21 protein-coding genes and 1 pseudogene are annotated in these 23,028 nt (G+C 45.4%); 17 read left to right on the top strand and 5 right to left on the bottom strand.

Annotation, left to right across the window (positions count from 1 at the left end; translation table 11 throughout):
• Window positions 1–41 precede the first annotated feature (41 nt).
• The 3 genes from mngB to LCY76_RS20435 all read right to left on the bottom strand — a co-directional run bounded on the left by mngB (window position 42) and on the right by LCY76_RS20435 (window position 5,500).
• The gene (mngB, locus tag LCY76_RS20445) at window positions 42–2,651 is read right to left on the bottom strand and encodes a mannosylglycerate hydrolase (RefSeq protein WP_248254180.1); all 2,610 of its coding nucleotides are present in this window, start codon (window positions 2,649–2,651) and stop codon (window positions 42–44) included.
• Window positions 2,652–2,682: 31 nt separating this feature from the next.
• The gene (mngA, locus tag LCY76_RS20440; protein ID WP_248254179.1) at window positions 2,683–4,617 is read right to left on the bottom strand and encodes a PTS 2-O-a-mannosyl-D-glycerate transporter subunit IIABC; all 1,935 of its coding nucleotides are present in this window, start codon (window positions 4,615–4,617) and stop codon (window positions 2,683–2,685) included.
• 151 nt (window positions 4,618–4,768) lie between these two features.
• Window positions 4,769–5,500: a MurR/RpiR family transcriptional regulator gene (locus LCY76_RS20435; RefSeq protein WP_248254178.1), complete on the bottom strand. Its 732-nt coding sequence runs from the start codon at window positions 5,498–5,500 to the stop codon at window positions 4,769–4,771.
• Between the two features lie 130 nt (window positions 5,501–5,630).
• Between LCY76_RS20435 and LCY76_RS20430 the strand changes: the two genes are divergently transcribed.
• Window positions 5,631–6,332: a polysaccharide deacetylase family protein gene (locus LCY76_RS20430; protein ID WP_248254177.1), complete on the top strand. Its 702-nt coding sequence runs from the start codon at window positions 5,631–5,633 to the stop codon at window positions 6,330–6,332.
• Between the two features lie 41 nt (window positions 6,333–6,373).
• On the opposite strand, the gene LCY76_RS20425 is transcribed toward LCY76_RS20430, so the two are convergent.
• Both LCY76_RS20425 and LCY76_RS20420 read right to left on the bottom strand, forming a co-directional pair.
• Complete coding sequence (locus LCY76_RS20425) at window positions 6,374–6,823, bottom strand: hypothetical protein (protein ID WP_248254176.1); 450 nt, start codon at window positions 6,821–6,823, stop codon at window positions 6,374–6,376.
• 107 nt (window positions 6,824–6,930) lie between these two features.
• Window positions 6,931–8,673: an ABC transporter ATP-binding protein gene (locus LCY76_RS20420; protein ID WP_248254175.1), complete on the bottom strand. Its 1,743-nt coding sequence runs from the start codon at window positions 8,671–8,673 to the stop codon at window positions 6,931–6,933.
• Window positions 8,674–8,915: 242 nt separating this feature from the next.
• Here LCY76_RS20420 and LCY76_RS20415 point away from each other — a divergent pair, with 242 nt between their 5' ends.
• The 16 genes and pseudogenes from LCY76_RS20415 to LCY76_RS20340 all read left to right on the top strand — a co-directional run bounded on the left by LCY76_RS20415 (window position 8,916) and on the right by LCY76_RS20340 (window position 23,020).
• Window positions 8,916–9,308 carry a hotdog fold thioesterase gene (locus tag LCY76_RS20415; RefSeq protein ID WP_248254174.1) on the top strand — a complete coding sequence of 131 codons (393 nt, stop codon included), beginning with the start codon at window positions 8,916–8,918 and terminating at the stop codon, window positions 9,306–9,308.
• 201 nt (window positions 9,309–9,509) lie between these two features.
• Complete coding sequence (locus LCY76_RS20410; RefSeq protein WP_248254173.1) at window positions 9,510–10,466, top strand: sugar kinase; 957 nt, start codon at window positions 9,510–9,512, stop codon at window positions 10,464–10,466.
• Window positions 10,467–10,487: 21 nt separating this feature from the next.
• A pseudogene (locus LCY76_RS20405) lies at window positions 10,488–11,134 on the top strand (bifunctional 2-keto-4-hydroxyglutarate aldolase/2-keto-3-deoxy-6-phosphogluconate aldolase).
• A gap of 82 nt (window positions 11,135–11,216) precedes the next feature.
• A complete protein-coding gene (locus LCY76_RS20400; protein ID WP_248254172.1) occupies window positions 11,217–12,221 on the top strand; it encodes a LacI family DNA-binding transcriptional regulator in 1,005 nt (334 codons plus the stop codon).
• Window positions 12,222–12,242: 21 nt separating this feature from the next.
• Window positions 12,243–13,001 (top strand): sugar phosphate isomerase/epimerase family protein, encoded by a 759-nt coding sequence (locus LCY76_RS20395; RefSeq protein ID WP_248254171.1) that lies wholly within the window; start codon window positions 12,243–12,245, stop codon window positions 12,999–13,001.
• Between the two features lie 38 nt (window positions 13,002–13,039).
• Window positions 13,040–14,329, top strand: coding sequence for an MFS transporter (locus LCY76_RS20390; protein ID WP_248254170.1), 1,290 nt, complete (start codon window positions 13,040–13,042; stop codon window positions 14,327–14,329).
• Window positions 14,326–14,967, top strand: coding sequence for a 3-hexulose-6-phosphate synthase (hxlA, locus tag LCY76_RS20385; protein ID WP_248254169.1), 642 nt, complete (start codon window positions 14,326–14,328; stop codon window positions 14,965–14,967). The genes LCY76_RS20390 and hxlA overlap by 4 nt, the downstream gene beginning before the upstream one ends.
• Window positions 14,960–15,508 (top strand): 6-phospho-3-hexuloisomerase, encoded by a 549-nt coding sequence (gene hxlB, locus LCY76_RS20380; RefSeq protein ID WP_248254168.1) that lies wholly within the window; start codon window positions 14,960–14,962, stop codon window positions 15,506–15,508. The genes hxlA and hxlB overlap by 8 nt, the downstream gene beginning before the upstream one ends.
• Window positions 15,509–15,809: 301 nt before the next feature.
• Window positions 15,810–15,902, top strand: coding sequence for a putative holin-like toxin (locus LCY76_RS20375; RefSeq protein ID WP_231689193.1), 93 nt, complete (start codon window positions 15,810–15,812; stop codon window positions 15,900–15,902).
• Window positions 15,903–15,962: 60 nt separating this feature from the next.
• Window positions 15,963–16,523: a DEAD/DEAH box helicase family protein gene (locus tag LCY76_RS20370; RefSeq protein WP_248254167.1), complete on the top strand. Its 561-nt coding sequence runs from the start codon at window positions 15,963–15,965 to the stop codon at window positions 16,521–16,523.
• A gap of 349 nt (window positions 16,524–16,872) precedes the next feature.
• Window positions 16,873–17,538 (top strand): M15 family metallopeptidase, encoded by a 666-nt coding sequence (locus tag LCY76_RS20365; RefSeq protein ID WP_248254166.1) that lies wholly within the window; start codon window positions 16,873–16,875, stop codon window positions 17,536–17,538.
• 57 nt (window positions 17,539–17,595) lie between these two features.
• On the top strand, window positions 17,596–19,185 hold the full coding sequence (locus LCY76_RS20360; RefSeq protein WP_248254165.1) for an ABC transporter substrate-binding protein: 1,590 nt from the start codon (window positions 17,596–17,598) through the stop codon (window positions 19,183–19,185).
• Window positions 19,186–19,207: 22 nt separating this feature from the next.
• Entirely contained in the window at window positions 19,208–20,212 is a 1,005-nt protein-coding gene (locus tag LCY76_RS20355) for an ABC transporter permease (protein WP_248254164.1), read from the top strand.
• Window positions 20,213–20,222: 10 nt separating this feature from the next.
• Window positions 20,223–21,104 carry an ABC transporter permease gene (locus LCY76_RS20350; protein ID WP_248254163.1) on the top strand — a complete coding sequence of 294 codons (882 nt, stop codon included), beginning with the start codon at window positions 20,223–20,225 and terminating at the stop codon, window positions 21,102–21,104.
• Between the two features lie 12 nt (window positions 21,105–21,116).
• A complete protein-coding gene (locus LCY76_RS20345) occupies window positions 21,117–22,082 on the top strand; it encodes an ABC transporter ATP-binding protein (RefSeq protein WP_248254162.1) in 966 nt (321 codons plus the stop codon).
• Window positions 22,079–23,020, top strand: coding sequence for an oligopeptide/dipeptide ABC transporter ATP-binding protein (locus LCY76_RS20340; protein WP_248254161.1), 942 nt, complete (start codon window positions 22,079–22,081; stop codon window positions 23,018–23,020). The genes LCY76_RS20345 and LCY76_RS20340 overlap by 4 nt, the downstream gene beginning before the upstream one ends.
• The last annotated feature ends 8 nt before the right edge of the window (window positions 23,021–23,028 follow it).

Below are 23,028 nucleotides of genomic sequence, written 5' to 3'. Positions count from 1 at the left end.
TCGCTAATGAAAAAAGGCCCCCACAGGAGGCCTTTTCGTGTTTAGAACAGAATGGTTTTTACTTGATTGGGTTTTACGGCAGTTTCAAACGTGCTGTCCTGTACATTTAGAGGTTCAAGCGGCTGCTCGTTCAAATGGGCAAGCTGCGCTTCTTCTACAGAATGCTGTGCTTCAAAAGAAGAAGTTAGTTCTTCGTCTGTTGCATTATAAAACCGCAGCACGTAGCGATCTTCTTTTTCTGCTTTTTTCAGCGTGCTCAGCACGGCACCAGGCTGTACTTCCGTTAAGAAGCTGTAGCTGAGAGGTGTTTTTACTTCTGAATCGTTCAGCTTCATGGCGTTGAACGGAATCTTGTTATAGAAGTGGATCGGTGTGAGATACTCTTTCGCCATTCGTGCCACATTTGCTTTCAATGTGGAGTCTGGATGAATCACAAGAGCGAAATCCAGAGAAATCTTTCCAAGCAATTGAGAGTCAGGTGTCGGGAGTTTAATGCCGGATGGTCGTCCAGGCCTTCTTAGCATGTTTTCCTTTCCAAGCACGCCAACACTTCTGAACAGGGTTACCGCAATGGTGTCATGCTGCTCACCGACAATTTCAAACTCACGTGAGCTGTTGGTCATAACACTTACCCCGTGCTCCTCATCCGATAAACCAGCATAGCTCAACATCGGATAAATGCTGTCAGGGCGCTCATCCCAATCTTCCATTTCCCAAATATTCATCGCTTCATCGACCACACCGCGTTTGATCGATCCAAATTGATTATCGGAAACCGAGATAGAAGAGGCGATGCCCGTAGGAATCAAGGCTCTTAAGCGATGATCCTTCGCATGGTTATCGATCTCAAAAGTCACCTCTATTGTCGGCTTATGCTTAGCAACCTTCATAGTGATCTGAACATCAACCGAGCTGTTCACCAACTGGTTCTTTCGTTGGTTTAAATTTTCCGGGACTGCCAGGCTGTATTGAATGGCAATATCAGCACCAAATTGATTTTGTTTAATATCTACATCCGCTTTCGTTTTGTCACTATAGATCAGTTCTTCGTCTGGAAGAGGGGAGAAGTCGTACTCATCACCGTCATCTCCGCCATCCTCAAGCATCAAGACATTACTGAAACGTTTGTTTAATTTTTTATCGAAAATATTCAGTGTTCCGTTCGGATTGACGGTAATTTGATAAAAGTCGGTATCCACTTGATCGGCCGCAGATTCAGAGTTCTTCACTTCCGTATCACTTTCCGTCACAAAATATGTTTTATATCCCATAGCCGGAATGCGGTCCTTAAATTGAACGGTGTATTTAATAAAAGGATCATAGTTTCCGTAATGAACAATTTGACGGTCAATTAAGCCGGGATCCATAATTTCCTGGATCAGAATCTCATACTCCACCTCTGCATGGTTTTCATCCACCAGCTTAAAGGAGCTCAGTTTTGAAATGACAGTTGTGGTCATCACGTCCTCGCGCTCATAGGGCAGCAGATTGAAAGCGGAAAGACGGTCCTGCTGATTTTCAGCAGCCATCGAATCCACAATCCTTCGTTTATAAAAGTGAATGAGCTGATCCACTTTTTCCTCAGCAAGAAAAAAACGGTTGAAGATTTCCTGATGGACCTTATCGGAACAGCAGCAGCCGATGCTGTCATGAGCATGGTTCTTCATGATTTCTTTCCAGATCGGCTCAATCAGCCCATGATAATACTCAAAGCCAAGGCTGTAAGCCAGGGTGGCGAGCGGCTCCAAAATGTTGGTGATCTTGTTTTCAATTCTGGCATTGGCCGCCTTAATGTCCATGCGTGTAGAATAGATGCTGCGGTGAACACGGGAATATTTTCCATCCAGGAATTCCCCTTTTAAAGTAGGCAGATCCAGATTCTTTTCAAGTTCCGCGAAAATATTTTCATAGCGGCTTAAAAAGAATTCACGGTCTGGATAAAGCTTTCTAAGCTTTTCCATGATCGTAAAAATATTTTTCTGAATCGGCATCTGGTCATGGCCGTTTGGCAGAATGATGTTCTCGGTTGTTGCTCCGCGATCCAGTACCGCAAAATACTTATTGATTCGTTCCTGAAGCTTCTCCTCATCCTCGGGCAAATATTTTCCGATCGCATAGCCCAGTGGAAACAACTGAACAAGTACCTTTGAGCCCTCGTCTGTCTCCCAGTAAAATTCTGTTTTGTCCGTACCATGGCGTTCAGAGGTTCCCCGCCAGAAAATAGAGTATTTAATATCAAAGCCGTTCAAGATCTGCGGCATTTGCGACGATTGTCCGAATGAATCCGGCAGGTAACCGATTTTCATCGGGCTTCCGAATTCTTCACAATCTTTTAATCCATATAATAGATTGCGGACGATGGATTCTCCGCCGACCACCATTTCATCCGTTTGTGTGTACCATGGGCCGATAATCAGCCTGCCTTCCTGAACAAGTGTTTTCACTCGTTCTTTATTCTCAGGTTTGATGGCGAAATAGTCTTCCAGGATGGCGGTCTGCCCGTCCAGTACATAATGGGGATACTCGGGATTGGTTTCGAGCATCTCCAGGATTTCTTCCATATTATTGACTAGCAATATTCGAGATTCTTCCGTTGAAAAATACCACTCTCTATCCCAATGCATATGGGGAACGATATGAACGTTTTTCATGATGTCCTCCAATTTTCTCTTTGATTTCACATTAAGCCGCAGCTTGTGATGCCTGTTTCTCTTTTCGATTTTTTCTTTGCCGGGTTGCGATCAGTAAAACCATCGAGATGGCTCCTCCGATAAGGGCTGCTCCGAACCATATGCAGCCAGCGATAAGAAATGAATGCCCTTTTAATAAAGCAAGAGAGAAGATCCCTGCGCCCGGTACATTTAATCCGATGTGAAAGTAGGAAACGATGGCACCTGTAATGGCAGAGCCTGTAATCAATGATGGAATGACGCGTAAAGGATCATTGATCATAAACGGAATGGCTCCTTCAGTAATCCCCGCTAAGCCTAGCAGCCATGTTTGTTTGCCAATTTCCTGTTCGGCTTTTGTAAAATGTTTTTTTCCAATAATGGTTGCCCCGGTTACTGAAAACGCGGAAACCATTTTGACAGAGGCAAAAGTCGCGTAAGGAACGATGTTGCCGCTCGCCATCGCACCAATACAGAACGTGTAGGCTGCTTTATTCACAGGTCCTCCTAAGTCAAAGGAAACCATGGCACCGATAATGGCACCCATAATCAAGGCGTTTGTCCCGGACATGCCTTTCAGCCAATCGATTAGACCTTCGTTGACAAAAGCCAATGGCTTACCGATAACAAAAAGCATAATGGAGCCAACGACGAGTGTTCCTACGACCGGGTACAGCCAGAAGCTGATAAAACCGGCAAAGGTCCCTTTTGGTTTCACTGTGTTCTTCAGGAATTTAAGGAAATAACCAGCTAAAATCCCGCCAAGCATGCCTCCGAGAAAACCGCTGCCGATCAAGTTTGCAGCAACACCCGCCGCAAATCCCGGTCCTAACGCGGGCTTATCGGCTATGGAATACGCCATGTAGGCAGCGAGAATCGGTACCATCAATGTACCAAGCAGTGTTCCGCCAAGCTGTCTTAACAGCCAAAGCCATGATCCTTCCTGGTTGAAAAGGCCCTGCAGATCAAAGGCCTGTGAAAAGAGAACGGCTGCCGCGAGTGTCATTCCACCGGCAACGATGATCGGAATGATGTAGGAGATACCGGTTAAGATTGAATCCTTGATCTCTGTTTTAAAGCCTTTTCCACTGTCGTTTTCTTCTATTTCCGGAGAGAACTTTTTTCTGTTACCGCTTTCAGATTTAGCCAGCGCTTGATTGACGATATCCTTAGCCTTTTTTAGCGGGGCGGCAACAGAAGTTTTCACCTTTGGAAGGTGGCTGTACCGTTTTTCATCTTTTACTGCTACGTCCGTTGCAAAAATAACAGCATGGGCTTGTTGTAATTGAGCATTGGTGTGCCTGCCGTCAATACCGTTGGCGCCCTGCTTTTCAACGATCACATTTACCCCTAGTTCGTTTCCGGCTTTAATCAGGGCTTCAGCAGCCATGTACGTATGTGCAATGCCTGCCGGACAGGCGGTAATGGCAAGGATGGTTTTGTTGAGGCTCTGTCCTTGCTGATCAGCAGTTCTAGGTACCTCCGTCTCTTTTTGTGGATCGAGGTTTTGAAAGAGCTCCTGATTGGATGTTGAATGAAGCAATTGGTTTTTATAATTCTCATTCGATAAACGGGTTACGAGTTCGGCTAAAAGTGAAAGGTGAGTGGAGCCTGCTTCGTTTTCAGGGATCGCCAGTAAAAAGACCAACTTCACCTCATTGGCTGGATCGATGCTCTCCCATGTGTGTAAGGGCTTATCCAGCGTAACGACAGCGAAGGCTGCTTCTTTTACAGCTGTTGATTTTCCGTGCGGAATGGCTAGTCCACCTTCAAATCCAGTAGGAGATAACGTTTCTCTGTCCATGACAGCCTGGTAAAATTCTTCTTTTGAATGGAGTTTGCCTTGCTCGTCCAATCTGTCAATCAGATATTGTATGATTTCATCTTTCGAATGAAAGGCTTGTTGTGTACTGATTAAGTCTGGAGAAGTAAGCTTTTGCAGCAGCATTTTGGAACCTCCTTTTCTTTGTTCATTGCTAATGTGCATTCATACTAGCATAAAAAAATAAGAAGAAATTTTTCTTCTTATTTTTACACGGTTTTCTATTAAAATAGCGCTTTCATGTGTAATTATACACAGCCGTCTTATCTATATGAACCTAGTATTGATTAGCATTCCAGTAACTTTCTGACAGTGCTCTTAAAACGATCATGATCGGTGTTCGGTCTGTAATATTGTAGCCGTTCAGTTCTTCTCGTGGTGCGTAGCAATACAAATGAAGATGAGCCAACCTTTGTAGAGAATTCCGATTAAAATGGGTGAGAGAAAGGATTTTTACATTTCTTTCTCGGGCAAGTGCCGCCATCTCAAGGATTTGGGGGGTCTCACCGGATAAGCTGATCAAAAACAGAACATCTTCTGTTTCCAGCCGGTTAATTTCATGCATTGTCTCATGACGATGCAGTTCAAAGTCAGCTGATTTCCCAGAGACCTTCAAATTTTTCACCATCATTTCGCAAAAGGGAGCCGTATCCCCGACCCCGAATATGAGGACTCTTTTTGCCTCTTGCAGCCATTTAACGACTTGAACGATCTTGTCTGGATCAATCAGGTCAATGGTCTTTTTTAAATTGACATGCGGCCCGTTTTCTTGTGCTGTTTCGCTTTGCAATTCTTCTTTCAAGTTATTTTTCAGTTGGGAGTAGCCGTCATATCCCAGCTTTTTTGAAAAGCGAGTGATCGTATTGGGGACTGTATAGAGTTCGGCAGCTAATGCCTGTATGGACAAACTCACTACTTTGTTCTTATGCTGTGAGATGTATTCTATGATTTGGTCGTCTGTGTCGCTTAGCTTGTATTCGTATTTATACGCCCGTTCCTCAAAGCGCATGACGGATTCACCTGCCATCCTGACTTTTTATATTCCATTATATCAAACATCTGTTTAAAGAATTTTTGCTGATTAACTCTCAATTCCATTTGGTATAATCAAGAAAATGTCAAAACAATCGAGGTCACCCATGAAAAATAGATTTATGCGGATTTTAATGATGTGTTTGATTCTTTTTCTAGTATTGGCAGGCACCTATAAATTAATGAACGCCCGCAATTTTCAGCTGTTCGGCGGGCTGACAAGCCATGTGGGAACAAATCAAAAAGTGGTCGCGGTCACGTTTGATGACGGTCCGACAAACAAGGTGGATAAGCTGTTGCCGATACTGGAACGATATCACGCCAAAGGGACCTTTTTTCTGATCGGAAATGAACTTCAGAAGAATATGGCGGAAGGGAAGAAGCTTGCACAAGCTGGACATCAGCTTGGCAATCATACGTATTCCCATAAGCGAATGGTGTTTAAGGCGCCTTCCTTTATCAAGCAGGAACTGAAGAAAACGAACGCGCTGATCCGCCAGACGGGTTATGAAGGGACGATCGACTTCCGGCCGCCTAACGGTAAGAAGCTGATCGGACTGCCTTATTACACTAATAAATTGCAAATGGATACGATCACGTGGAGCCTCGAACCAGATACATACTATACGTCTGTTTCGGATAAGGTCCGTTATGTTACGAAAAATGTAAAACCGGGCTCGATCATTCTGTTCCATCCGATGTATGGCAAAACCGGCAATGAGCTGGAGTCGATTGATAAAACACTGTCTGCTCTGAGCAAAAAAGGCTATAAGTTCGTGACGGTAAACGAGCTTCAGAAATATGAGTAAAGAGCAATAAAGGCACAACCCCAGGGTTATGCCTTTTCTATTTATTCAGCATTTTTATGGCAAGGTTTACTGTTTGGATTGGATAAGATGCGCTGTGCCTTTTCGATATTTGACACGTCCATATATAAGATGTTGTCTTCTCCGATATAAACAGCATTAATGGTCATCCTGCACCACAGTAGATTATATACAGCGCTAATCTGGCCGGCTACGCCTGGTGTGAAAATAAACTGAATGACGGTTTTCTGCTTATAGTATACACCAAGCTTTTTCAGTATCTTTTTCAAGGTGCGGAGATCATCGCTGTTTTCACCTTCAGCCTTTCCACTGACCAGCCTCACCGTATTCAGGAATGTCCGGTTTCCTGCTGCACGTGTCTGTTCAAAAGCCGTAATGTTTCCGCCTTTGTCAGCGAGTGCACTAAACATACAAGCAATGGTTTCGTCACTGGCGGCAAAAAGGAACTGTTCCCTCAATCGATAATTAAACATTTTGTTGTCCCCCCTAGGATGCTATAGTATATGCCAGCATTCAGAACTTGTCCTAGGACAGATCAACCAAAGAAAATCGGCCCCCGAGATGGGAGCCGATTTTTCAATTATGCTTGTAATTCAAACTGCTTGGAATACAGGTGCGCATACGCGCCACCGCGGGCAAGCAACGCCTCGTGTGTGCCTTCTTCCTCAATGCCATCCTCTGTTAAGACGATAATCCGCTCTGCATTGCGAATGGTGGAAAGGCGGTGGGCGATGACAATCGTTGTGCGCCCTTTTGCCAAGTATTCCAGTGAATCTTTAATGATGCTCTCACTCTCGTTATCCAGTGCACTCGTTGCCTCATCCAAAATGAGAACGGGCGGGTTCTTTAAGAATACCCGAGCGATGCTTAGCCGCTGCTTTTGGCCGCCGGAAAGCAGAACACCCCGCTGTCCGATCTCGGAGTGGTAGCCGTTGGGCAGACTCATGATAAAGTCATGGGCATTGGCATGTTTGGCTGCCGCCATAATTTCCTCATCACTCGCTTCTGGACTGCCGTAGCGGATATTATCCATCACGGTTCCTGCAAAGAGATATACATCCTGCTGAACGATACCGATCTGACTTCGTAACGACTTCAGGTCAAGTTCCCGGACACTCCATCCGTCGAGCAGCACATCGCCGTCCGTCACATCATAAAAGCGGGGGATGAGCGAGCATAATGTCGTTTTTCCCGCTCCGGAGGGACCAACCAATGCAACATATTCTCCCGGACGTACATGAAGCGACAGATTAACGAAGACAGGGTCCAGATGGTCTTCGTAACGGAAAGAAACGTGCTTGAACTCAATGTCGCCATGTACCTTTGTTAGTGTCACGGCATCCGGCTTGCTTTCAATCGCCGGTTGTAAGTTCATGATTTCCATAAAGCGCTGGAAGCCGGTTATTCCTTCTTGTAACTGGGTACTCATATGGGTCAGCTTTTGAATCGGTTCGACCATATAACTGATATAGAGAAGAAACGTGAGCAAATCCGCCAGATCCAGCGTGTGGTGGACGATACTGGCACTGCCGAAGACGATTACCGTGATCGTAATCAGCTGTATGAGCGTCTCAACGCCATCGTAATAGATGGCCTCAGCTTTGTACGTACTCTTTCGGCTTTCGAAGAACCGCTGATTTTCTTGGTTGAACTTCCTGACTTCTACATGTTCATTGGCAAACGATTTGACGACCCGGATTCCGGAAAGGCTATCCTCAACCTGTGCGTTCACGTCTGCGATCCGCTCTTTGTTTCTTTTAAATAACCGGTTAAGCTTTTTATTGAGAACCAAAGAAAAGATACCGATAATCGGTAAAAAGCAGAAAACGGCGAGCGTTAATGGCGCATTGATCATAAACAGGATCACAAAGGCCCCAAGAAAACGGACGAGATACTTCATGTAGTCCTCGGGACCGTGATGGTACAGCTCGGAAAGCAGCAACAGGTCGTTCGTTATGCGGGACATGAGCTGGCCGGTCTTTTCTTTATCGTAAAAGCTGAAGGAAAGCTTTTGCATATGCGCGAACAGCTCACTGCGCATATCACGTTCCATCCGGCCGCCGACTTCATGGCCCTTGTAGTCCACAAAGTAGTTTCCGATATTCTGAACGGCTGCTAAAAAGAGCATCAGCCCGCCGATCCAGTACACTTTACTCAGCGCAATGGACAAGTCTCCTTCGAGAACATCCTTCGTAATGTACCGAACGAGCAGCGGAAGAATCAGAGTCACAGCGGACGCGATAAAGGCACAAGCCAATACCGAAAGAAACAAACGTAAATACGGTCTGTAATAGGAGAGAAATTTTTTTATTGGAAAATGCATGATTTACCCCTTTGTGTTTTTAGCTAGGCACACATAAGGGGGCGCACCGTTTACATTTAAGAACGTGTTCCACCCTTATATGTTTGGAGTGTTTGAGTTCTCATGTTTTTCATTTGAATTCCTCCTTGTTCATTGTTGCCTTTATTGTAAGCGATTTCCTGAAAAAGTGAAATAGCTTGTCTGCCGGCCTGCAGTCATTTATTCTGAAAATATAGTCAATTTACATAAGGGGTGTATTTGGTATGGAGATGAAAAATTTGAAAGATACGATGCTGGGAGCACTGGGAATTGAAATTGTGGAACTGTCCGACGACCAGGCGGTAGCCACCATGCCGGTGCACTCAGCGACCCATCAGCCGTTTGGTTTGCTGCACGGAGGTGCATCTGTCGCGCTGGCAGAAACGATCGCCAGTATCGGAACCTATCATTTTATCGATGAGGAAACGGAGATGGCGGTCGGTATGGAGATCAACGCCAACCATCTGCGAGGCAAGCGGGACGGGATCGTTACAGCTACAGCCACACCGCTGCATAAAGGCAAAACGTCGATGATCTGGGACATCAAGATTACGGATGAAGAAGGAAAGCTTGTCTGTGTTTCCCGGTGTACGATGGCGATTATGAAGAAGAAATAGATACGATCAAAAAGAGGCTTCCTGGAGGTCTCTTTTTATTGATTTCAAGTTTAAAAAGTTGATAGAAAAATAATGATTGCATTTGTAAGGGTTTTCATTTAGAATTCTACTAAACCGGTTTACCAAACCGATTTAGTCATTTTTTAATACCCTTACAGCAAGCTCTTCTTGCCGTAATTAGAAAAAGAAAGGGGTAAAAATTTGTCATTGAACTATGGAATCCTAACTTTAGGTGACGCAATGATCACCTTAAATCCAGCAAGCACTGGACCATTACGATTTGTTTCGACCTTTGAAAGAAAAGTAGGAGGAGCAGAACTGAACTTTGCCATCGGCTGTGCCAGACTGGATCTTCGTTCAAAATGGATCAGCCGGCTTGGAAAGGATGAGTTCGGAAGAGTTATTTATAACTTTGCCAAAGGTGAAGGGGTGGATGTGGATGATGTTGCCTTTGTGGAAGGGTATCCCACTTCTTTAAATGTAAAGGAAATCCGTGAAGACGGTTCAGGAAAAACCTTTTACTACCGCCATCAATCACCCGTCTTAACTCTTGAACCAGAAGATATAAAAGAGGAAATGTTTGAAGACATTGATGTTGTTCATCTGACAGGTGTCTTTCTGGCGATTCACCGAAAAAATATGGATATTGTCCAAAAGGTGATTGCCATAGCCAAAGAAAAAGAATTACTGATTTCCTTTGATCCGAACATACGGTTAAAGCTGTGGAGCCTAGATGAAGCAAGAGCGGCGTATCAAACGCTATTTCCAGACATCGATATTTTGCTGACAGGCCGTGATGAGATCAAGAGCATTATCGGAAGTGATAAGGAAGAGGAATTAACCTCATTTGCTGAACGTTATTCCATCAGCCAGCTTGTCATTAAGGACGGAGCCCGTGGTTCGGCGCTTTATTCCAATCATCAATGGCTGCATCAGGAGGCATTCCCGGTAAATCCTGTCGATACCGTTGGGGCTGGGGACGGATTTGATGCCGGATACTTATACGCTCTTCTTCATGGATTTGAACCGGAAAGACGACTGGAATTTGCCAATGCTGTGGGAGCTCTTGTCACCACGGTTTCCGGAGATAATGAAGGCTTGCCGCTATTGGAAGAAGTTTTTTCTTTTATCAACAAGGAAGCAGTGGTTGAACGCTAAAGGACGAAAGGAGGAGAAAAGATGCTGCCAAAATACTCAGTTTTACAGAAGCTGATGGAATCACAGCTCGTTGCAGTCATCCGCGGCAAAGATAGCCATGAAGCTGTTCAAGTGTCTAAAGCGGCTATTGAGGGAGGGTTACGGCCATCGAGCTTACCTATACGACTCCTCAAGCAGAAGAGGTATTTAAGGAACTAAGACAAATGAATGTTCTCTTGGGAGCAGGCTCTGTCATGGATTCAGAAACAGCTCGCCATGCCATTCTCTCGGGAGCTCAGTTTATTGTCAGCTCCCATTTCGTGAAAGATATTGCAGCACTTTGTAACCGGTACAGTGTTCCATATCTGCCGGGCTGCATGAACATTGGAGATATGGCAAAAGCGCTTGAAGCTGGGTGTGACGTGCTGAAGCTGTTTCCGGCCAATGCTTTTGATCCTTCTTTTATCCGCTCGGTTAATGGTCCTCTGCCGAATGTGCGCATCATGCCTACCGGTGGAATCTCGCTGAACAATATGAATGAATGGCTCAATGCAGGAGCAGTTGCTGTCGGTGTTGGCAGCGACCTGACCAAAGCCTACCAAAAGGGCGGTTATGAAGAAGCTGTATCGTTAAGCAGGAAGTATATCCATACATTGAATCAATCCCCGGAGGTGGCGGCTGATCGCTGAGGTCCCTCTAAATCCCCGATTGTAAAGCACTTTCAAGTGTCTTATAATGTTTGGATTGAATGAATAAGACGGGGATGATGACATGAAAAACATTACGATAGCAGATGTAGCCAAACATGCAGGAGTATCAAAAAGCACGGTCTCTCAATTCTTAAACAGCCGTTTTGATTATATGAGCGAGAAAACAAAGAAAAAAATTGAAGTGACCATTGAGGAATTAAACTATCAGCCTAATATTGTAGCACGGAGTTTAAAGCAAAAAGCAACGTTTACGGTTGGGGTAGTGGTCGCCAATATTCTTCATACCTTTTCCACTCAGATCATAAGAGCTATGGAAGATGCTTTTCACGAACAAGGCTATCAGATCATCGTCTGCAATGCGGACGACGAGCCGGAAAAAGAAAAGAAGTATATTGAGATGCTTCTGGCAAAACAAGTGGATGGAATCATGATTTTCCCGACAGGCAGTAACCTCGATCTGTATGAACGAATGAAACAAATGCAATTTCCGGTTGTGTTTGTTGACCGGACGATTAACAATTTGAATATTGCCACGGTTATGCTTGATAACCATATGGCAGCAAAACTGGCTGTTGATCAATTAGTGAAAAAGGGCCGCAAGCGAATCGCGCTGGTTACCACATCGATTATTCGCAACATCAGTCCGCGAGTTGAACGGCTTGAAGGTTATAAGAACGCACTTATAGCCCACGGACTCCCAGTAAAAGAGGAGTATATCAAAAGCGCATCGGCTGATAAAATTTCTTCAGTGCTGGAGAAAATGTTTAGACTTGCTTCTCCTCCAGAAGGCATAGTGGCCGGAAATGATATTGTTCTGAATGAGGTATTGAAATTCATGAAAGAACGGAACTTAAACATTCCGAACGATGCAGCAGTGATAGGGATTGATGAAGTACCCTTTGCCAGCTTTTTTACACCTCCCATTACAACAGTAGCGCAGCCAGCTGCGGAAATGGCAAAGAAATCGGTAGAGCTGCTGCTGAATCAAATTAAAAACAAAGATGAAAATGAGTTTGTTGACATCTACCGTTTTAAGCCAAGCCTTATTGAAAGAGATTCAGACTGATGCTGCGCTAAGGGGCAGTCTATGAAAAAAATATTTATTACGTTAAATTCCTTTCTGGCTGAAGAAGTCTTAGAGAAGGGTCAGGAGCATTTTCTTCCGCAGATAACTCATGCAGGGGCACAAGGTGCGGAGATCAGAAGAGAACTTTTTACTGGCGATTCGTTCTCTTTGCAAGAACTTCGCACCCAATTGGAGGAGTATCATTTAACCTCCGTTTATTCGGCACCCGTTGAAATATTTAATGAGTCAGGATCGTTAAATAAAGAGGCGGCTGCATTGACTATTATGGAAGCGATTACAATCGGTGCCTCCATTGTGAAATTCTCACTCGGCCATTACAACATGCAAACATCAAGCGTCATGGAGTTAAAAGTATGGCTTGCTTCATTAAAAATAGAGAATCTCGATTTGCAAATTACGATTGAAAATGATCAGACGGAACATGGCGGTTCCCTTAAAAAAATCCACCACTTCCTTAAGGAATCAAAGACACAGCAGGTTCCTGTAAAAATGACATTTGATATTGGGAATTGGGCGTTTACAGGGGAAGATGTTTTGTCTGCCGCAAAAGTACTATCTGAATATGTAGTCTATCTGCATTTTAAATACGTAGACCAACGGAATGATAGACTTGTAACCTTGCCATTGCCCAAGGATGATGCTTCCGAATGGAGGAACCTCATTCGGTATTTTTCAACTGATATTCCGAGAGCCATTGAGTTTCCTTTAACGGATGGTGATGAAGCGTTAAATTATACTTCTCTTCTTGCTGAAGCGTGAGGAACTCAACAAAAAATGACGATAAGGGAGTGTTTCCAATGATGAAGAATAGTGATCCATTAGCAAGTAGAAAGCGCTGGATGATCTTAATTCCAATCGCTTTTATTACCTATAGCTTAGCGTATCTTGATCGTGCGAACTATGGTTTTGGTGTTGCAGGTGGAATGGGTGAAGATTTGAATATTACGACCTCTGTTTCATCCCTCCTGGCTTCCTTATTCTTTTTAGGTTATTTCTTTTTTCAGATTCCCGGAGCGATCTATGCTGAAAAGAAAAGTGCAAAGAAGCTCGTCTTCTGGTCATTAATTCTTTGGGGGGGTCTTGCAACAGCTACCGGTTTTGCAACCCATGTCACCTGGCTTTATCCTATCCGTTTCTTTCTGGGCGTTGTTGAAAGCGCTGTTATGCCGGCGATGCTCGTCTTTTTAAGCGGCTGGTTCTTAAAGGCTGAGCGTTCTCGTGCCAACACATTTCTAATTTTAGGAAACCCGGTTACGGTTTTATGGATGTCTATTTTATCCGGTTATTTGTTAAAAGCGTTCGATTGGCGTACGATGTTTATTTTTGAAGGGGCTCCTGCCATTCTATGGGCGTTTATCTGGTGGAAACTTGTGAATGACCGTCCTAAGGAAGCGAAATGGCTGACGGCTGAGCAGAAAAAGAACTTGGAAACTGAGCTTCAAAAAGAACAAACAGGGATGAAACCTGTGAAAAATTACCGTGAAGCCTTTAAATCAAAGAAAGTTATTTATCTTTCTTTGCAATATTTCTTCTGGAGCATTGGTGTTTATGGTTTTGTGATGTGGCTGCCTTCCATTATTTCGAAAGCATCCAAAATGGACATCGTGGCCACAGGCTGGCTTTCAGCTGCCCCTTATGTTCTTGCGGTAATTGGAATGCTGCTCGTTTCCTATTACTCTGATAAAACCCTCAATCGTAAAAGCTTTGTATGGGTTTCACTGCTGATCGGTGCCCTCGCATTTTATGGTTCCTATGCAGTAGGCACGTCAAACTTCTGGCTATCGTTTGGTCTCTTAGTGATCGCTGGCGGGGCAATGTATGCACCATATGGGCCGTTCTTTGCCATCATTCCAGAGATTCTGCCGCGAAACGTTGCGGGAGGAGCCATGGCCTTGATCAATAGCATGGGTGCTTTAGGATCATTTGTAGGCAGTTATTTTGTAGGCTACCTGAACGGAGCGACGGGCGGACCAAGCGCATCCTATATCTTTATGGCAGGCTCCCTTGTGCTATCGGTCATCTTTACGTTGCTTGTGAAAATCAACAATGAGCATAGTATTCAAAAAATGGAGGCTCAGTCCCTGTGAATATTCAACTTGCTCTGGATCGGTTATCGATTGAAGAAGCTTTGTCCATTACAAAAAAGGTGGAGCCATATATCGACTGGATTGAGGTAGGCACTTCGTTGATTAAAGAATTCGGTATGGAAAGTGTACGGAGTTTAAAGGAAGCTTTTCCTCATAAAACGATCGTGGCAGACAGTAAGACGTTTGATAATGCCGTTTATGAATTTGAGCTTTGTTTTGCAGCAGGTGCCGATGTGGCAACGGTGCTCGGAACAGCCCCTCTTGTTTCTATTGAAGCCTGTATGGAGACCGCTAAGAGACATGGCAAACAAGTCATGATTGATCTGCTGAACACATCAGAAGAACAAGTAAAGATGTGCAGTCAATTGGAGGATGCCATTCTTTGTTCACACGTAAGTAAAGATCAGCAGGAAAGCGGAGAAGATCAAGGACGTTTGCATGTCCCGTCTTTTTCTGACCAGCAAGTAAAGATAGCTGTTGCCGGCGGGATTTCGATTGATTCCTTTTCCGAGATTGCAACATACAGCCCGCATGTTGTGATTATCGGGTCTGGCATCACGAAGGCTGAGGATCCAGCGCTTGCTGCTAAAACCTTTTATGAGATGGCAAAACAGCAGAAGGAGAATGCTCATGAATGATTTGAACAGCATATTGCTTGAGATACAAGGTGTGTTGAACCAGGTTGAGCCCAATCTCGTAGAGTCTGTTTCGGAGCAGATAGGCTCTGGAAAACGGGTCTTTGTTGTAGGCGAGGGCAGGTCAGGATTTATGGCAAAATCGTTCGCCATGAGATTAATGCATTTAGGCGCGTCCGTTTTCGTGGTGGGGGAGACGATTACTCCGGCTTTGAAATCGGGTGATGTGGTTGTAGCAGTGTCCGGATCAGGAACAACCAAAAGTGTTGTGAATACGGCGGAAAAAGCAAGAGAGCTTGGATGTTCAGTTATCGCGATTACGACAAGAACGGATTCAGAATTAGCTATGAACGCAACCCTTGTAGCGCACCTTCATGCAGCTACAAAGTACAGAGGAGAGAATGAGGCAGCAAGCATTCAGCCGTTGGGTTCTCTTTTCGATCAATGTGTACATGTTTTTTGCGACGCAGTTTGCTTGAGCTATGGAGCAAGGCAAACAGAAGATAACGAATCTGCTTTTATGCGTCATAGTAATTTGGAATAGTGCTGATTAAAACTAAAACGATTTAGTGAGTGTTTTGAACCTCGAAGTCTTGGTGACTTCGGGGTTTTTTTGGGGGGGATGTATTGGGTATTGGAGTGAAGAAGTCTGAATTTTTAGATCGGATCAATTAAATGCCAGTTTGGCTCAATTAATTTGAATTAGGCTCAATTCATCCTCCGTTAGGCTCAATTATTTGGATTTCGGCTCAATTCCGTCCTCAAAGCGCATAAAAAAGTATTCGGAAATCGGTATAGGACAAATTTGGTGCGGGGGAGACTGAAAATTAAGGAGGCGATGTTCAATGAACACATTCGAAGTCATCTCGTTAATGCTTAGTTTTGGAATGTTTGTTATCGCTGTTCTCGATTTTCATAACCATGATAAGAAATCCTAGGAAGATACGGTCCGTTACAACAGGAATAATAGGATGAAACCATACAGCGCAGGAGGAACTATGAAATTCGTATTACTATTTGGACCTCAGGCGGTCGGGAAAATGACCGTTGGACACGAGTTAACTAAACTAACAGATTTAAAGCTGTTTCACAATCATATGACGATTGAATTGGTTCATCACTTTTTCGATTACGGATCGAAAGCTGGGAGCCGGCTCGTTCACTCTTTCCGGGAGCAGATCTTTGAAGAGGTAGCCAAAAGTGATCTGTACGGGTTGATTTTCACCTATGTGTGGGCGTTTAACGAACAGAGTGACTGGGACTATGTAGAGAAGGTTTGCAGGATATTCGAGTCCAGGGGCGCAGAGGTTTATTTTGTCGAGCTGGAGGCCGATGTGGAAGAACGATTGGAGCGGAACAAGAGCGAATTCCGGCTTGAGCAGAAGCCGACGAAACGCAATCTGGGGTGGTCGGAAAATGACCTTGTAACCTCTATGGATAAATACAGGCTCAATTCCCTAAAAGGTGAGATTAAGAGAGAGAACTATTTGAGGATCAATAATACACATTTGAGTGCTGGTGAAACAGCGAGGATGATTAAAGAGAAGTTTCAGCTGTAAAAGTGAAGTATTTTAGTAATATTGTCTCGAAGTCGCATGAAATGGAGCAAAACTAGTTACGAAACCCACCCGGCTAAGGCCGCGTGGGTTGTTTTTGTGGTGTGGGAATGAGAATACAAGCCGAAACGTGAGATTTACTGTCCAGAATGAGAGAAATACTGTCCAAAATCAAAATTTACTGTCCAAAAACAGAGATTTACTGTCCAAACCGGGATTATGGTAAACTGCCATTCTAAACCTCACTCACAAATATTCCAATTCATTATTGCAATAATTTGTCATTAAATATATCATTATGTTTAATATATTGTAAGAAAATTCAATTTATTGAAAAGAGGTGTAACTATTTGTGCCAGAAGGAACCAACTCAAATCCAACTGCATTTTTAACTGATCAGCAGGATCCTCTCATCTCTTTATCCCGCGTATCCCCAAGAATTGAAGTGTTTCCTTACTATTACCGCATGAATCTGCCAGGATCAGAAAACGATTGTTTTTTGCGAAAAGGCACGGTGGAAAAACTCATCAAAGCAGCAGAAAAGCTCCCGAATGGCCTGAAGCTGGTCATTCTCGACGGCTGGCGTTCCTATGAGACCCAGCTTGCTCTCTATCAAGCCATTAAGGCAGACCTTGAAGCCCAAAACCTTACCCAAGAAAAAATTCAGGAAGAAATCTCAAAATATGTGGCGGTGCCCACTCGTGATCTTACAAAGCCTTCTCCGCATCTGACCGGTGGAGCAGTGGACCTGACGATTGCGGACGAGAAGAGCTGGCTCGACATGGGGACAGACTTTGACGATTTTACCGAAAAGGCAGAGCTTGAATGGTATGAAAAAAAGCATCAGCTGACTCAGCAGGAAGAAACCATCAGGGATAACCGCCGGCTTTTGCGAAGAGTGATGGAGGAGGGGGGCTTTGTTTCCAACGCAGAAGAATGGTGGCACTATGATTATGGAAATCGGAGGTGGGCCAGCACCACAGGCAACAGCATTCTCTATTTTGGTATTTCGAAATAGGCTCCTAGAATCGGCATAACTTTTTCACAAAACTATTAAGGGTTATGGAGGAGAACGATGAAAAAGAAACTTAGTTTGTTACTCATTGCTGTGATGATTCTTGCTTTGCTATCGGCCTGTGTGAAGAATTCAAACTCCACGCCATCCAATGGTGAGGATTCAAAGGATTCGAAAGCCGCAAGCGGAAAGGATGTCCTGACAATCGCGACGACCGCAGACCAAGGGACCATTGATCCGGCGGTAACGATGGATAATTCCGCATGGAAACTTACATATCCGGCATATGAACGCCTTGTGGAGTATGACGGAGGAAGTACGAAAGTAAAACCTGGACTCGCGAAGGAATGGAAAGTAAGCAAAGACGGCAAGACTTGGACGTTCACCCTGAACGAAGGACACAAGTTTGCCGACGGAACCCCTGTGGACGCACAAGCCGTCCAAAAAAGCTTTGAACGCCTCAAGAAAATTGCAAAAGGCCCCTCAGAAGTTTATAGCCTCGTATCAGAAATTAAGGCTGAAAACTCTACAACCATCACGTTTAAACTGAAAGAAAATTTTCCTCCTTTTTTATCAACACTGGCAGCCAACTACGGAAGTATCGTAAATCCCAAAGTCATGGATCATGAACAAAACGGTGACGCAGGTCAAAACTATCTCGCTACTGCAACAATGGGAAGCGGCCCCTATAAACTCGCAAAATGGAAAAAAGGCGAGTATGTAAGACTGGATCAAAACAAATATGCAGCAAAAAAACCGGTATTCAAGAAGGTTTATTTTAAAATTGTTGCCGACCCTTCTGCACAGCGTCTACAGCTGGAAAAAGGCGAGATTGATGTCGCGGAGGGCATTCCTGTAGATCAGGTCAACAGCGTGAAAAAGATGAAAAACGCCAAGCTGCTTCAGGAACCAAGTCTGCTCGTGGAATATGTGTACGTCAACTCCAGCAAAGGCAATAAAGCCCTTCAGAACAAGAAAGTACGTCAGGCTTTGAACTATGCTATCGACTACAATAAATTGATCGACGCGGTACAGCAAGGGTACGGAACGCAGATGCGCGGACCGATTCCTAAGGGTTTATGGGGCCATGATGAACAAGCGCAGCAGTACAAGTATGACAAAGCAAAAGCAAAATCGCTTTTGAAAGAAGCAGGCGTATCCAATTTGAGCCTGGACCTTCTGTATTCGGACAACAAAACCTGGTGGGAAACGGAGGCGTTAACCATTCAGTCGAACCTGAAGGACATTGGTGTAAAAGTAAACCTGAAAAAAGTAGCATACGCGACTTCAAGGGAAATGATCGACAAAGGCGATTTTGATCTGGCGCTTGGAATGTGGAGCCCGGACTTCGGTGATCCGTATGCGTTCATGAACTACTGGTTTGATTCCAAGAACTTCGGACTTGCCGGTAACCGTGCGTTTTACAAAAGCGATGCTGTCGATCAGAAGCTGAGAAAAGCGGCCACGTTAAACGATGAAAAGAAGCGTGAGGCCCTGTATCAGGAGGCTCAGAACATGGTCATTGATGATGCACCTTACATTCTTCTGTATCAGAAGGACTTCCTGCTTCCGATGAACAAAAACGTAAAAGGTTTCGTGTACAATCCGATGCTCGAGAGCATGTACAACCTTGCAGATATGTCCAAATAACAGACAAGTGGAGTGTTGAAACATGAAGAAGATGATTCTAAACCGAATGGGCCTCCTTCTCTTCGTCGTGTTTGGCGTCACTTTGGTCTCCTTTCTGCTGTCACACGTCATTCCGGGTGATCCTGCCCGGATGATGGTCGGGCAGCGGGCCAATCAGGAAACCTTGCAGCAGGTACGCCAGCAGCTCGGGTTGGACCAGCCCCTTTGGATTCAATATGAAACGTACATGAAAGGTATAGTTAGTGGTGATCTTGGAACGTCTATCCGTACGCAAAAGCCGGTCCTGGATGATCTCGAAGCTTTTTTTCCTGCCACGATGGAACTGGCGGTGATTGCTTTTATCTTTGCCTTAGGCATCGGCATTCCTCTCGGCGTGCTGGCGGCAGTGAAAAAGAACAGCATCTGGGATCATGCAAGCCGGATCTTTTCCATCAGCGGAGTCTCTACGCCTGTATTTTGGAGCGGGCTTGTTATAATCTTAATTTTTTACGGCTATCTGGGATGGTTTCCCGCCAATGGCCGCTTGGACATCAACATCCATCCGCCAACGCACATCACAGGCTTTTATATTTTGGACAGTCTGCTGAGCGGAGATATGGTTGCACTGAAAAGCAGTCTTCATCATATTCTGCTGCCGGCCATCGTGCTGTCCTACGCGCAATTAGCGGTCATTACGCGGCAGGTGCGGGCAAGCATGCTTGAAATCATGGAGCAGGAATATATTCGTACAGCGATTGCCAACGGGATTCATGGGCCTTTCTTGTTCTTCCGTTATGCACTAAGAAATGCGTTGATTCCCACCATTACCGTTGTCGGCATTTCCTTTGGCTCACTCTTAGGGGGAGCCGTGGTGACTGAAACGATTTTTGGCTGGCCGGGTATGGGAAAATACGTGGTCGACTCGATTGCTTATCTTGATTTTCCGGCCATGATGGGCTTTACCCTGCTGATCGCGATCGGATACGTCATCATCAATCTTATTGTGGATCTGACGTATTACGTTTTGGATCCGCAAATTAAAGGATAGGAGGGAGGACATGGAGACACCTCTGCACAGGGAAACCAATCCGCCCCAGCCGATAAAGGCGGTTCACCCTTTCTGGTACAAGCTGAAACAAAATCAGATGACGTGGGTGGGCATAGGCATTCTGGCGTTCATCGTCCTCTGTTCGCTGCTCGCGCCGGTCTTGACTTCCTATGACCCAACGCAAATTGATATCTCCCAAAAGTTTCAGGCACCGTCGCTTCATCACTGGTTTGGGACGGATGAAGTAGGAAGAGATATTCTAACGAGGATCTTGTACGGAGCAAGGATCTCGCTTGGTGTCGGGATTACCGTTATCATCATTGCGAGTATCATCGGAATCCTAATAGGAACGGTTTCAGGTTATTTTGGCAGCGTGCTGGACTTGATCATCATGCGGATCATGGATATGGTGATGGCCTTTCCGACGCTGATCCTGGCGATGGCTCTTGCTGCTGCTCTTGGACCGAGCCTGCAAAACGCGATGCTCGCCATTGCGATCGTGAAGATACCAGTCTATGTCCGGCTTGCTCGGGGGGAGTCGCTCGTTATTAAAGAAAAATTGTTCGTGAAATCTGCAGAATCGTTCGGGATTAACCCATGGCGGATCATTGTGAAACACATCGTTCCAAACTCCGTGTCACCGGTCATCATTCAAGCGACTCTTGATGTCGGCGATGCCATCCTTATGATCGCTACGCTCGGTTTTCTCGGCTTGGGAGCTCAGCCGCCCACACCGGAATGGGGCGCGATGATCAGCGTCGGCTGGAAATACTTATTGGATTATTGGTGGTACCCGGCATTTCCTGGACTGTTCCTCTTCCTGTCTGCAGGTTCGTTAAATTTAATCGGTGACGGGATCCGTGACATTCTGGATCCCAAGGCCGGACGTTAGGAGGGGTGCATCATGGTATTGGAGATGAAAGATTTATGTGTGGATTTTACAGGCATGAGAGGTAAGGTTCAGGCCCTTCGCAATGTCAGCCTTTCGATTGATAAAGGAGAAATTTTAGGGGTTGTGGGGGAGTCGGGTTCAGGTAAATCGGTGACTGCTCTATCCATTTTAGGGCTGCTCGGCTCCAACGCTCACATCTCAAACGGCGAGATCTCCTACCTGGGACAGAACCTTATGAGGCTTGGAAAAAAAGAGATGCAGAGCCTTCGAGGCAAGAAGATCGGCATGGTGTTTCAGGAGCCGATGACCGCTCTGCATCCAACGATGAAAGTTGGGAATCAGCTCGCGGAAGTGATGAAGCGCCATCGCGGCGTCTCGAAAAAAGAAGCGTACCGGCTGGCCGTTCAAGCCTTGCGCGATGTGCATATCCATGATCCGGAGTTTGTGGCTAAAAAGTATCCGTTTGAACTGAGCGGAGGCATGCGCCAGCGGATTGTGATTGCACTTGCGATGTCTGCACCACCCGATCTGCTGATCGCCGATGAGCCGACAACTGCTCTTGATGTTACCATTCAGCAGGAAATTTTACAGTTGATCAAGGAACTGAATGCCAAAAGAGGGACGTCCGTCCTTTTGATCACGCATGATTTAGGTGTTGTGTCCAAGGTGTGCGACCGAGTGATGGTCATGTATGCCGGAGAGGTGGTGGAGGAAGGGAAGACAGAAGAGGTCTTGAACGCGCCTTCCCATCCGTATACGGAAGCACTGCTTCACGCCCTTCCTGATCTGGCGAATCCCGGCCAGCCGTTAAAGGCGATTCCAGGTGAAGTTCCAGATCTTCAGAACCGGCCGGCCGGCTGTGCCTTTGCTTCAAGGTGCAGCAAAGCTATTGATATTTGCGGTGTTTCTGCGCCTGCTCTTGAACCGGTATCAGATAACCGTTCAGCAGCCTGCTGGTTGAGGGGGACAAGCCATTGAGCACACTCATTCAATTTGAAAAAGTGGAGAAGTCGTTTTCTAAAGGGAAGCATGTGATTCAGGCGGTCAGTGACGCTAATCTTCGTGTTGAGAAAGGAAGTGTTCTCGGACTTGTCGGTGAATCAGGCTCCGGGAAGAGCACGCTCGGAAAGATGCTGATCGGCCTGGAAGTGCCATCAGATGGAATAATCCATTACCAAGGGAATCCTTTATGGAAAAAGAACAAATTTAGGCGTCCCCGACCGGGCGAAATCCAAACCGTGTTTCAGGATCCGCAGTCTTCGCTCGATCCGCGGATGCGGGTGAAGGATATTATTCTCGAGCCGCTGCTGGCACTGGACAGCAAGCAGCGAAAAGAAAAAGGAGAGCGCTTGCGCCTTATTTCTCTGATGAAACGGGTCGGATTAAAAGCGGAGCAACTTGACCGCTATCCGCATGAATTCAGCGGCGGGCAACGTCAGCGGATTGCGATTGCCCGTGCACTCATCACTGATCCTTCGTTTATCGTGCTGGATGAACCAACCTCCGCACTGGATGTCTCGGTTCAGGCCCAGGTGCTGAACTTGCTGAAGGAGCTGAAGAGAGAACGTCATTTAACGTATCTGTTCATTTCCCACAACATGTCTGTGATTCGATACATGTGTGATCAGATAGCGGTCATGTACAAAGGGCGAATTGTGGAGCTGGGCCCTTCAGCTGAGCTCTTTGAACGGCCGCGCCATCCGTATACAAAAATATTGCTTTCGTCTTTGCCGAGTATTTTTGAGTCAGAGGATGCGGAAAAGTTAAGTTTTGCACAGCCTGCTGAAGTGAAAGCGGGGAATGAGGCGTGTGTGTTTTATGATCGCTGTCCTTTCCGGATGGAGGTTTGCCTGAAGGCTCCCCCGTTTGAAAATAAGACAGAGGAGCATGGCTTTGCCTGTCATCTCCAAGAATAAGGAGGAGT

This window comes from Fictibacillus marinisediminis (assembly GCF_023149135.1).
In the GTDB taxonomy this organism is placed as follows: Bacteria; Bacillota; Bacilli; order Bacillales; family Fictibacillaceae; genus Fictibacillus_C; species Fictibacillus_C marinisediminis.
This window is presented reverse-complemented; position numbering and strand designations above follow the sequence as displayed.

Coding starts and splice junctions, on each gene's coding strand:
- LCY76_RS20345 (WP_248254162.1), top strand. CDS start 21,117: ATGGTATTGGAGATGAAAGATTTATGTGTGGATTTTACAGGCATGAGA.
- LCY76_RS20420 (WP_248254175.1), bottom strand. CDS start 8,673: ATGCATTTTCCAATAAAAAAATTTCTCTCCTATTACAGACCGTATTTA.
- LCY76_RS20375 (WP_231689193.1), top strand. CDS start 15,810: ATGAACACATTCGAAGTCATCTCGTTAATGCTTAGTTTTGGAATGTTT.
- LCY76_RS20430 (WP_248254177.1), top strand. CDS start 5,631: ATGAAAAATAGATTTATGCGGATTTTAATGATGTGTTTGATTCTTTTT.
- LCY76_RS20415 (WP_248254174.1), top strand. CDS start 8,916: ATGGAGATGAAAAATTTGAAAGATACGATGCTGGGAGCACTGGGAATT.
- LCY76_RS20435 (WP_248254178.1), bottom strand. CDS start 5,500: ATGCGCTTTGAGGAACGGGCGTATAAATACGAATACAAGCTAAGCGAC.
- LCY76_RS20370 (WP_248254167.1), top strand. CDS start 15,963: ATGAAATTCGTATTACTATTTGGACCTCAGGCGGTCGGGAAAATGACC.
- LCY76_RS20355 (WP_248254164.1), top strand. CDS start 19,208: ATGAAGAAGATGATTCTAAACCGAATGGGCCTCCTTCTCTTCGTCGTG.
- LCY76_RS20400 (WP_248254172.1), top strand. CDS start 11,217: ATGAAAAACATTACGATAGCAGATGTAGCCAAACATGCAGGAGTATCA.
- LCY76_RS20425 (WP_248254176.1), bottom strand. CDS start 6,823: ATGTTTAATTATCGATTGAGGGAACAGTTCCTTTTTGCCGCCAGTGAC.
- hxlB (WP_248254168.1), top strand. CDS start 14,960: ATGAATGATTTGAACAGCATATTGCTTGAGATACAAGGTGTGTTGAAC.
- mngB (WP_248254180.1), bottom strand. CDS start 2,651: ATGAAAAACGTTCATATCGTTCCCCATATGCATTGGGATAGAGAGTGG.
- LCY76_RS20395 (WP_248254171.1), top strand. CDS start 12,243: ATGAAAAAAATATTTATTACGTTAAATTCCTTTCTGGCTGAAGAAGTC.
- LCY76_RS20350 (WP_248254163.1), top strand. CDS start 20,223: ATGGAGACACCTCTGCACAGGGAAACCAATCCGCCCCAGCCGATAAAG.
- LCY76_RS20390 (WP_248254170.1), top strand. CDS start 13,040: ATGATGAAGAATAGTGATCCATTAGCAAGTAGAAAGCGCTGGATGATC.
- mngA (WP_248254179.1), bottom strand. CDS start 4,617: ATGCTGCTGCAAAAGCTTACTTCTCCAGACTTAATCAGTACACAACAA.
- LCY76_RS20360 (WP_248254165.1), top strand. CDS start 17,596: ATGAAAAAGAAACTTAGTTTGTTACTCATTGCTGTGATGATTCTTGCT.